The 11,081-nt window shown below is 42.9% G+C and carries 9 protein-coding genes; all 9 read right to left on the bottom strand.

Translation table 11 applies throughout. The features are described from left to right. Nucleotides 1-7 precede the first annotated feature (7 nt). The 9 genes from VEB00_13925 to VEB00_13885 all read right to left on the bottom strand — a co-directional run bounded on the left by VEB00_13925 (nt 8) and on the right by VEB00_13885 (nt 11,076). Nucleotides 8-1,138 (bottom strand): S-layer homology domain-containing protein, encoded by a 1,131-nt coding sequence (locus VEB00_13925; protein ID HYF84115.1) that lies wholly within the window; start codon nt 1,136-1,138, stop codon nt 8-10. Between the two features lie 69 nt (nt 1,139-1,207). Further along, nucleotides 1,208-1,531 carry a single-stranded DNA-binding protein gene (locus tag VEB00_13920; GenBank protein HYF84114.1) on the bottom strand — a complete coding sequence of 108 codons (324 nt, stop codon included), beginning with the start codon at nt 1,529-1,531 and terminating at the stop codon, nt 1,208-1,210. Nucleotides 1,532-1,705: 174 nt separating this feature from the next. Beyond that, nucleotides 1,706-2,494, bottom strand: coding sequence for an OAM dimerization domain-containing protein (locus tag VEB00_13915; protein HYF84113.1), 789 nt, complete (start codon nt 2,492-2,494; stop codon nt 1,706-1,708). Between the two features lie 142 nt (nt 2,495-2,636). Beyond that, on the bottom strand, nt 2,637-4,184 hold the full coding sequence (locus VEB00_13910) for a lysine 5,6-aminomutase subunit alpha (GenBank protein ID HYF84112.1): 1,548 nt from the start codon (nt 4,182-4,184) through the stop codon (nt 2,637-2,639). Nucleotides 4,185-4,255: 71 nt separating this feature from the next. Further along, nucleotides 4,256-5,857, bottom strand: a complete 1,602-nt coding sequence (locus tag VEB00_13905) for a DNA mismatch repair protein MutS (GenBank protein HYF84111.1) — start codon at nt 5,855-5,857, stop codon at nt 4,256-4,258. 5 nt (nt 5,858-5,862) lie between these two features. Next, nucleotides 5,863-6,897, bottom strand: a complete 1,035-nt coding sequence (locus tag VEB00_13900; GenBank protein ID HYF84110.1) for a hypothetical protein — start codon at nt 6,895-6,897, stop codon at nt 5,863-5,865. Between the two features lie 119 nt (nt 6,898-7,016). Further along, nucleotides 7,017-8,324: a lysine 2,3-aminomutase gene (gene ablA, locus VEB00_13895; protein HYF84109.1), complete on the bottom strand. Its 1,308-nt coding sequence runs from the start codon at nt 8,322-8,324 to the stop codon at nt 7,017-7,019. A gap of 25 nt (nt 8,325-8,349) precedes the next feature. Then, nucleotides 8,350-9,390 (bottom strand): L-erythro-3,5-diaminohexanoate dehydrogenase, encoded by a 1,041-nt coding sequence (locus VEB00_13890; GenBank protein HYF84108.1) that lies wholly within the window; start codon nt 9,388-9,390, stop codon nt 8,350-8,352. Nucleotides 9,391-9,657: 267 nt separating this feature from the next. Continuing rightward, nucleotides 9,658-11,076 carry a sigma 54-interacting transcriptional regulator gene (locus VEB00_13885; GenBank protein HYF84107.1) on the bottom strand — a complete coding sequence of 473 codons (1,419 nt, stop codon included), beginning with the start codon at nt 11,074-11,076 and terminating at the stop codon, nt 9,658-9,660. Nucleotides 11,077-11,081 lie beyond the last annotated feature (5 nt).

The raw sequence follows: 11,081 nt of genomic DNA, 5'->3' as shown, positions 1-11,081 counted from the left end.
ACACCACCTATTGTATGGTAAGCACAAGGTAAATCTGCTTTGAAACTTTGCCACGAGATATAGTTGTTTTGTAGTTCAGCTTTTTCCCTACAGGGAAGTCGTAATTGTAATATACAATATCACTATTAGCAAGTTTTGCATTGCGCTTGGGGACAGCAAGAAAACTTGCTTCAGCCTCTTTGGGAGTAAAAGGCCTAGTCATATCTACTTCCACATATTTACCATACAGGTTCGCTCTTGCCCACATATTAAGAGCAGGATAATTAATGCATACATTCTCGAAGGTTACATCGCTGCCATAGTCATCTGCATTTATTAGGGTTGCAGTGGCATATGCGTATTCATCCGGGTTATATTCCACTTTTATAATCGGCTCCGGGATATACTCCTTATCTTCGGCTTGTTTAGCAAGCTCAAGCTTTGCTTTCAGTTCAAGATCCTCTTCCGTATAAGTACTGTTTCTCAATTTTTCATTCAAATCTTCCTTCTGCTTGAACTCCGCAGGGTTAGCCTTATACTCTAGCATCCTTGCGATAACCACTGCTGCTTCTGCCCTTGTGGATAGTCCCTCCGGCCTGAATATCCTCTTACCGCCTTCTAAGGTTCCTCTAATAAGGTATTCTTCATATAACCTTGTAAATGCTTCATTAGCTTCTGTGATGTCTGCAAAAGGGTTCTCCCCTTTTGATGGCTGAAGCTCTAATGCCCTGTACATCATCATAGCCATATCTTTTCTCGTTATAGGTGTTTCAGGATAGAAGTTATTACCCGTTTCAGCCTTAACTATAACACCGTTTCTTAAAGCTGTTTCTATGTATACCGAAGCCCAATGGGCCTTTCTTGTTGAAAGTGGTTTAATATCGTCAAAGCTTATACTGTCTATCTTCTGATAGCCCATTGCTTGTACAAGCATTTTAACGAATTGTGCCCTGGTTACTTCAGCTTTCGGGCCGAATATACCACCTGGAAGTCCGTCTATTATCTCTAATGCATTGAGTCTGCCAACTGCTTCTGCAAACCAATCCGCGTCCTTTACGTCCTTAAATTTCAAGGTCAAATCAGGCTCTGCACATACAGAACCAATTAGTAGAGAACACATAATTACGATTGTGACAATTATTGGTATAATCCTCTTCATTTTGCGACCTCCTCGGGTGAATATTAAAGAACATAGCTTAAGTGCCTGACACATTTTCATTGCTGAACCCTATTCACTCTTCTTAAAGTTTGTTGGATACACATTATCCGCAAAGAGTTCTGTTACGAAGTGTACCTCTTCCTTTTCATATTTCCTGCTTTGCAGCCTTCCTTCAACAGAAACAAGCTCACCCTGTTTAAGATACTTTGCAATAAACTTTTCCGGAAGGTTCCAAGCAACAATCTGGATAAAATCAGTAGGCCTGTTATTTTCATTGTCTAAATAGTCCCTGTCAACCGCCAGAGTGAAGTTCGATACCCGTTTCTTTTCGTCGAAGGTCTTTGTATCAGCATCAGCAGTAAGTCTGCCCATAATGATTGATTTGTTTAACATTGTATTACCTCCTTTTAAACTTTCATTATTATGTTGCAGATTATACTAATTTTGTAATTTTATGTCAATATATATCGGATAAATCGACCTTTTTCTTATGTGATTTGTAAATGACAATATAAAAAAGCTGCCGGTTATGTTCTAACCGACAGCTTTCGATATACTATATTATTCTTATTTTATTCCTCTGCTTACCATTTCCTGCACTATGAAGGATGCTACATCCTCAGCATAGCTTCCCGCTCCGAAGCCTGCGTCATACCCCAATTCCTTTGCAAGCTCATGGGATATTCTCGGTCCTCCGCAGGTTACTATGAACCTGTCGCGTAAGCCCTCTGCTTCAAGCAGTTCAATTAAGTTGGTCATGTTCTGCACATGTACGTTTTTCTGGGTTACTGTCTGGGATACCAGAAGTGCATCGGCATTAAGCTCGACAGCCTTCTTTATGAACTCTTCATTAAGCACTTGACTTCCAAGGTTGTAAGCCTCTACCATTTCGTACCTTTCAATGCCATAATGTCCGGCATAGCCCTTCATGTTCATTATCGCATCGATTCCAACAGTATGAGCGTCGGTACCTGTGCTGGCACCAACAACAACCAGCTTTCTCTTTATGTTCTTTCTGATGTATTCGTCTACTTCAGTCATGCTCATTACTGAGCTTTCAACCTTAGTAACCTTTATATCAGTCACATCGATTGTGTGAACGCAGCTTCCGTACACTACAAAGAAGGAGTATCCGACTCCCAGGTCAGCCATATGCACTACGCTGGGTTCCTGTATACCCATCTTCATTGCATAAAGCTTTGCGGCTTCTGCAGCCAGCTCATCGGCTTTTATGGGCAGCGTAAAGCTCAACTGCACCTTTCCGTCGTTCATTGTATCCCCATAGGGTTTCACTCTTTTGGGGTCAAAGTTTATATCAAATTCTCTTTTATTCATGGAATACAAACCCGTGCTCATTCAAAACACCTCCTGTTTTTTGGTTCGAGGTTCGTGGTTCGAGGTTCGGGGGGTAGAAAAGCCTTCGTAGCTTATTCGGGCGAACACTGTTCGCCCCTACTCCTCGCACCCCGCACCTCGCACCTCGAACCAATTTCGCCTCTTATTTATCCAACATCAATTCTATAAATGGATTCAGATACTTTGCGTCCTTCTGAGTAACTCCGTCCAGTCCTTTTCCGCCGGTCCTGGTTCTCTTGACCCCTGCGAATTTACCCTGTTCCAAAGTTGCCATAAGTCCTTCTTCTTCAATGCCCTTTAAGAACGCAGCAGCTTTACCAAGTACTTCCGAAGCTCTAGTCTGAATCATTCCACCTTCTTTAAATTCGATTTCATCTCCAATATTTCTCATATTGTTGAATATATATCTTGCATTCTCAATGGAGAGGGCCCTGTCAGCCATGAAAGGCGTGTGTATAGCTTCAGTCATCATTCCAAGCAGCTGTATTCCCTGATTCGTCCATATGGATATCATGTTGAAAAGAGCGTCCTGTATATGCCCCTTGAATATGTTGCCTGTCATGTACTTTGTAGGAGGCATGTATTTCAAAGGAGCCCTGGGGAATATTTCCCTTGCCATCTGTGCCTGCGCCAGCTCCAATAGGAAGCCATTCTCAATGCCCGGCTCCATTTCAAAGGCATGGCCTAGGCCCATCTGCTCTTCAGGTATTCCTGCCTTAAGGGCAAACTGTTCATTTATGAACTGGGAAGCCAATACAGTATGTGCCTCTTCAATTGCATCAGCAGTTGTGAGGTAATTGTCTTCGCCGGTATTTATTATTACGCCCGCAAAACCATTTATTATTCTTGAGAAATTCTGATCTACCAAGGTTCTCTGCATGTTGATGTCTCTGAAAAGTATTCCATACAATGCATCATTGAGCATTACATCAAGTCTTTCCATAGCACCCATTGCAGCGATTTCCGGCATGCAAAGCCCGGAACAGTAGTTGCAGAGTCTTATATATCTGCCAACCTCCTGACCTACTTCGTCAAGAGCTTTCCTCATTATCCTGAAGTTTTCCTGTGTTGCATAGGTTCCGCCGAAGCCTTCAGTTGTCGCTCCAAATGGCACGTAGTCCAAAAGGCTCTGTCCCGTTGTTCTTATTACCGCTATTACGTCTGCGCCCTGCTTTGCAGCTGCCTGCGCCTGCACTACGTCCTCGTATATGTTTCCTGTAGCAACAATAACGTATAAATAAGGCTTTCTGCCTTCTCCAATAGTGTTCAGATATTCTTCCCTCTTGTTCCTGTTGCCTTTTATCCTGTCAACCATTTTAATCGCCAGCTCATATGCCTTGTCTTTGATTTCCTTTTCAGGCTTTGCAGCAAGCTTGGTCAAATCCAGCTCTCCTGCAGCTACTTTTTCAGCAATTTCTTGCGTTGTATGCCCTGTATTCAAAACTGCGTTTGTCAGGAAGTATGCCGCTCCCATATTAAGGCCGCCGTTGTTCTTTATATTCTCTACAACTACATTGGGAAGTGGTGTCCCAACATCATTAACTCCATCAACTCCAAAAAGTCTTGCTATTGTTCTTTCAACTGTGACTGTAGTGTGAACATCAATGAATTTCTGCATATCTTCTGCTATGTTTCTAGCTGATTCCCTTGCACTGTCTATCTGTTTTCTGTCAAGATTTAAACTACTCATGTAAACACCTCCATGTTTACTGGTTCGTGGTTCGTGGGGTTTTCCTCGCACCTCGTACCTCGCACCAGAATTTAATTATCCTCCATTATCTTTTCAGCCTCATGCAGTATCTCCTCAGGCACTCCCATCAAGCGGGAAATATTTATGGCATCCTGGGGAACCTTGGATTCACCTTCCACTTCTATGAGGGTGTAGTCCATGTACTCAGATATTGCATCAGGGTCTTTTATACTTTTAAAGTCAATATCCCTCAAGCCCTTTACCTGCAGGCACTTAACGCCTTCTCTGACAAGTCCGTCAAAATGGGTTGTGATAACAGTTATACAGGGCTTCTCTGCAAGATAGCTTATTATCGCCTTTGAAATTGCGTAGCCTTCATGGGGGTTTGTTCCCCTGGCCAATTCATCTATAAGCACCAGCCCTTGTTCACCGGACTTCATGAGTGCTTCCTTCACCGATCGAATCTCAGCGCCGAAGGTGCTGAGCCCCAGATCTATTGACTGTTCATCCCCTGCAGAAATATATATATATGAATTCATACCAACTTCCATATGCTCTGCAGGCACGAGAAAACCGTACTGGGCCATCGCAGCCAGCAAACCGATCATTTTCAAAGATATTGTCTTGCCTCCCATATTTGCTCCTGTAATAAGTGCCACCCCTCGATCCAGGCTTACACTTATGGGAGTAAAGGACTTGCCTTTCTTTCTGAGTCCTGCCTCTACCAGCGGATGTCTGCCATTAACCATCACAAGCCTTGCAGCATCGCATATCAATGGCTTCACCCCATTGTAGCTGTTGGCAAGATATGCCTTTGCAACTATAAGGTCAAATTCCGCAATAGCAGCCATGACCGTCAATATCTCACTGCCCCTGTCCGCTATCTGCTCCGAAAGCTTCTCAAGTATGAGCGTCTCCTCTATGGTTTCCTCACCCTTCATAGCCTCGATGCCTTTCATCAGTATCAGCATGTCTTCACTTGGTCTGACCCTGTAAGTCACATTAATATATGTTTCTCCCAAAGCCTGCAGCATGCTGTTACCATTAAGCTTCTTTATCAAATCAGCCTGACTCTTGCTCACTGTTATTTCGCCATTGGATCTTACAGACATACCCAGCTTTTCTTCAGCTTCTTTTATGGTTTTCTTCTTTAAAATGTCCAGCTTATGTTCGCAGGATGCCTTCTTTTTCCTTATTTCAGACAAAGCAGCCGAGTAGTTGTCATAAATATAAAAGGTTTTTATGCCCGTCTTTTCAGGGTCAAGTACAGCCTCGACCCATTGAAGCTCATTTACCACATACTTGTCTGGCATAGCCCATTGCAGTGTTTTCTGACTTTCAGAAATTGATTTTACCAGATAAATGAAGTTCTTCAGTTCAAAGAACTCTACAGTACTCAATACCCCGCCGGCTATACATCTTTCCACCGACTTCCTTATGTCCTTGATAAGCCTCATGTGTGTTCTTATATCAACGAATACAGTTCTCTGTACATTTATGAGCTGCTTTAGCTCATCTATTCTGTCCAACTCTTCCAAAAGCCGTTCCTTATCGCAAGCTTCAAAAGCCTTGATATTATTCTTCAGTTTTTGGCCGAAGGGAGTCATAGGGTTCAGCTCAGCCAACACCCATTCAAAATCCAATATTGCTTTTGTTTTTTCATCCATCAGCATATTAACTAATCTCCCTGTACGACATCAAAAACGGGTATGTGAGGAACCGCATTCTTCATAGCCTCAAGCAATTCGGAAGGCTCAAAATAATAGCCCTCAGGCGAATACGGATTAACTGTCACCGCAATGATGCTTATGTTCTCCATTACCTGAAGCTCCATACCCATTCTTTGAAGTACATATAATTCTGCGGCAGGTATGAAAATTCTGGTAGAATCTTTTACAATAATCTTAATAGCACTCTTCCTGTTCAGCAGTATATCCTTTATGGTACCTGCAGTTGCAGAGCCGCTCAATACTACATAGGCAGTGTCACTCTTCAGGTATTCCGCGATGATATCTCCTGACTGAAGAGAGGTCACCGTATCAAGATAGTCAACGCTGCCATCAAGTGCAATCACAGCTGTCTTTCCCATATCTATAGCATCGTAGGCAATATCCCTGACATGCTCTTCTTCTATCATCGGCACAGAGTAGGTATTTATTAAATGCATGGTTTTTTCTACTACTCCATTTATGCTTCGCGCTAGTGCAGCACCTGTCGCCAAAACCGTTCCGTCAGAAACATAAGGAGCTGCAGAGGAACGCCTGTCCAAGGAGCCATCAATAAGGATAAGCTCAGCTCCAAGTCCTTGCATTTCAATGCACATTTCCTTTATAGTTTTCGATGAGTGAGGACCCGATATTTCCACATATCCGTCCTCAGCAGCACGGCCAAGTACTACTCTGCCTATTGGAGTATTGTAGTCAGTCACCCTGAATATTTCTATCCCTGCATGCTCTCCTTTTATTGCGCTCTCCACTGTCGTCAGTATCGTACCGCGGCCAACAAAGATAGGAGGCTTTTCTGTTTCGGTAAGCACATCTTTTCTCTCTCCGTCTCTGCCCGTGGAAATCAAGCCCAAGCTTATTCCCTTGGACCGGGCCTGAGTGATTATCTCATTTAAGGTCACAGTCTTGCCGGCATTCTTGGATGTGCCCACTATCGAAACTATTTTGTTTTGCGGATAAATCAAATCTATAAGCTGGGTCCTGCTCATGGGATTCTCCTATATTTTTGCCTCGTGCTACGTGCTTCGTGCCACGTGCATTTAGCATGTCTTTGTAGTTTTATTGGGTTTCGGAATGTAGGGGCGAACACTGTTCGCCCCTACATTATTTATTCGTGGCAGTTTCCGCCGCTGCAGCAGCATCCACCGCTGCTTTCTTTCTTATCTCTTGCTTTTGTTCTTTCTTTTCTAAGCATTTCCGTTGGTTCAAGGTTTAATGCATTTCCAGCCAGCAGTCCCGCAACACCGGAAAGTCTGTCTTCCTTCTTTCCTGTGCATACTTCGCAGGTGCATGGTTCTTCAACATACTCAGGCTCAGTGTAAGTAGTAACAACCCCTTCAAAGTTCCTGAGAATTACTTTCTTCTTACTCTGTGAAATTAAGTACTGGGGCATTACAGGTATTTTCCCGCCGCCTCCGGGTGCATCAACAACGAAGGTTGGCACGCAAAAACCGGAAGTATGTCCTCTAAGGCCTTCAATTATCTCAATTCCCTTTGATACTGTAGTCCTGAAGTGCTCTATACCAAATGAAAGGTCGCACTGATAAATATAGTAAGGTCTTACTCTCATTTTTACAAGTCCATGTACAAGGTCTCTCATTATATGCACACAGTCGTTTACTCCTCTTAGAAGTACTGACTGGTTGCCAAGTACAATACCTGCATCAGCAAGCTTATTGCAAGCCGCAACAGCTTCAGGAGTAATTTCCTTAGGATGGTTAAAATGAGTATTAAGCCATACTGGGTGATATTTTTTAAGCATATTCACCAAATCGTCGGTTATTCTCTGCGGCATAACCACAGGAGTCCTTGAGCCAAGCCTCACAATCTCAACATGCTTGATTTCCCTAAGCTTGCTGATGATATATTCAAGTACGTCATCACTTACAAGCAATGGGTCCCCGCCTGAGAGAAGCACGTCTCTTATAACAGGTGTATTTCTGATATATTCTATTGCCTTATCTATTCTTTCCATAGGCATCTGTTCGTCATGCTGTCCTGCAAATCTTCTTCTTGTACAATGTCTGCAGTACATTGAGCACTGGTCTGTGATAAGCAGCAGCGCTCTGTTGGGATATCTGTGAGTCAGACCAGGCACCGGTGAATCTTCATCTTCATGAAGAGGGTCCAGCATGTCTGCATCTGCTTTGTGGAGCTCCAGTGAATTAGGCACCGCCTGCTTCCTTATAGGACAGTTAGGGTCGTTAGGATCCATAAGGGATGCATAATATGGAGTGATTGCTCCCCTTAAGGTTTTCAAGCATTCATCTACTCCCGCTTCTTCTCCAGGCGTAAGGTTTATTACCTGCTTAAGCTGGTCAACTGTTGTTATTCTGTTTGCTACCTGCCATTTCCAGTCGTTCCACTGTTCTGGAGTAACATTCTTCCATAATGGTATATCTTTATAGCTTCTCAATGTTTCTGCCTCCTTATAACTTTACTTACGCATAAAGCTCTGTGAAAAGGTCTCTCAATTCTTTGCTGTCCCTAAGTATCTGGAGAGTGATCTCTGCGTGTCCCTTAGTGTAGCCGTTTCCAATTATCATAGTAACATCGCTTCCTACACCTTCAGCGCCCAGAGCTGCTTTTGTAAAGCTTGTAGCCATGCTGAAGAAATATACTACGCCGATATTTTTTGTAGCAAGTATGCTTGTCATCTCGGTATCATTTATATTTACGCAGTTGATAGTTACATCAGCCAATTCTCCGTTTGTAAGCTCTGATACCTTGTTCATAATCTCTACAGGCTTTGTAGCATCGCCTACGAATATTTCATCACATACTCCAAGCTTCTGTAATCTTGCTGCACTCTTGGGACTTCCGCAGCAGCCTATAACCTTGCCTGTAACTCCTGCTCTTCTCTTTGCTTCATAGCAGCATAGTGTTCCGGACTTTCCGCCTGCGCCTATTATGAAAACTTTGTCTCCTGGTTTAACAAGCTTGGCTGTTTGGGCTGGAGCACCAGCTACGTCAAGAGCTGAAAGTGCGAGCTTCTCCGGCATGTCAGTCGGAAGCTTTGCATATATTCCGCTTTCAAAAAGTATTGCTTTTCCGTCAATATCAACCTGATCGATATCTTTTCTGATTTCCTTTATTTTATCAATTCTAAGAGGAGTAAGCGAAAGCGATACAAGTGTTGCTATCTTGTCTCCAACCTTTAAGTCAGTTGTGCCTTCCAATGCAGTACCTATCTTTTCAACTGTACCTATCAGCATCCCGCCGGAGCCTGTAACAGGGTTCCTATGCTTGCCCTGCTTTTCCACGATACCCAGCATTATCTCAGCTATCTTCTTTTCGTCTCCGTGAGCCTGCTCTTCTATCTGTGTGAAGCTGGCAGAGTCGATATTCAGGGTCTGGACATTGATAAGTATTTCATTGTCATAGATCTCATCCATGTTGTTATCAATTTTATTCGCTGGCTGCGGCAATACGCCAACCGGTTCTATAACCCTGTGAGTACCAAATTTGCATCCCTTTTTCATGTGTCTTTTTCCTCCTTAATCAAATACAATTACTTATATTGGGTGGGCGAACAGTGTTCACCCCTACGCTCTAATGAGCTTGTTACATTTTTAACATTTGCAAGTTGTATGCCAAGTACAGCGCTTCTGATGATTTTCTATGAGCATACACGCCAGAAGCCGCACACCGCTTGCATATCTCGCTTACAATAAATAAAAAAGCACTCATTTAGAATGTGTGCTTTTCAAAATATTTACCGTTTTTTTTGAAATTAGCGATGCTGTTGCCTAAAATCCGGCGTCATACATTTTGATATTGTATTTGCCTATTTTGTACTGAAGTGTCTGCCTTGGCACATCAAGCATCTCTGCTGCCCTTGTTATGTTGCCTTCACTCTTTTTCAATGCCTTCTCTATAAGGTTCCTTTCAAGATTGTACAGCGTTTCCTTCAAGGATTTGATCTCGTGATCCTCTTGAGTTGACCGGGATTTGGTGAATATCTCTCCCAAGTAATAGGGCAGGCATTTGCTGTCAATTGTATCCCCTTCTGCGATGTTCATGGCACCTTCAATGGAATGTTCCAGTTCCCTTACATTACCAGGCCAGGGGTAGCTCATAAAAAATTCCTCCACATCATCACTGACATGCTTGACATTTTTGTGCAGCCGCTTGTTGTACTTCTTGATAAAGTGCTCTATGAGCAGATTTATATCTTCTCTCTTTTCTCTTAATGCAGGCATTTTAATCGAAATTACGCTCAAACGGAAGAATAGGTCATCCCTCAGAGTCTTATCCTGAAGTGCCTGCCTGGGGTCAATATTTATAGCAGTCACTATGCGCACATCCACGTGAATGGTTCTTGTATCACCGACTCTTCTCACATTTCCGTCCTGTATAACTCTCAGAAGCTTTGCCTGCAGCTGCAGAGACATGGAATTGATCTCATCCAGGAACAAGGTTCCTCCATTAGCTATTTCAAAAAGCCCCGGTCTTGTTTCCGCTCCAGTGAAGCTGCCTTTGATTGTGCCAAAAAGTATGCTTTCAAGCAAAGTCTCTGGAAGTGCCGCACAATTTTGGGCAATGAAAGGCTTATCCCTTCTGGAGCTTGCATTGTGTATGGCATGGACAAGCAGTTCCTTACCTGTACCGGTTTCGCCGTATATCATAATCGGTGATGGCGATGCAGACACTGTCAAAGCATCCTTCTTGAGCTTCAGCATGACTTCCGATGTACCGATTATATCTCCAAAATTGAAAAACGCCTTGCTTCCATCATAGACTTTTTCAACCTTCGCATCCCTTAAAAGCTCTGCTTGCAAATCTACAAGCTTTTCGGAAAGCTTCTTGACCTCAGTAATATCTCTTGAAACCTCAAGTGCACCAATGATACGCTTACCTGAAATTATCGGTATGGTTGAATTAACGGTAGTTATATGAACTCCTTTGTAGTTTTTAAAAGCCTGCTGATAATTAAGAATTGGCTTCCCTGACTTTATTGTCTTAAGTATGGTACTGGTATCCTCTGTTAGAGAAGGATATATCTCCAGTATATTTCTTCCCAAAGCATCCTCCGGATTTATATTATCCAATTCCGCTGCGAATTTATTGTAGTATACAATTTTCCCTGTACTATCGACAATGTGTATACCCTCTTCAATATTATCTAATATATCTTCAATATTTTCCTTGAATAAAGAATTCAGCAAGCTAG

This window comes from Clostridia bacterium (assembly GCA_035628995.1).
Lineage (GTDB): Bacteria > Bacillota > Clostridia > Lutisporales > Lutisporaceae > BRH-c25.
Note: the sequence above shows the minus strand (reverse complement) of the source record. Positions and strands in the feature narration are given on the sequence as shown.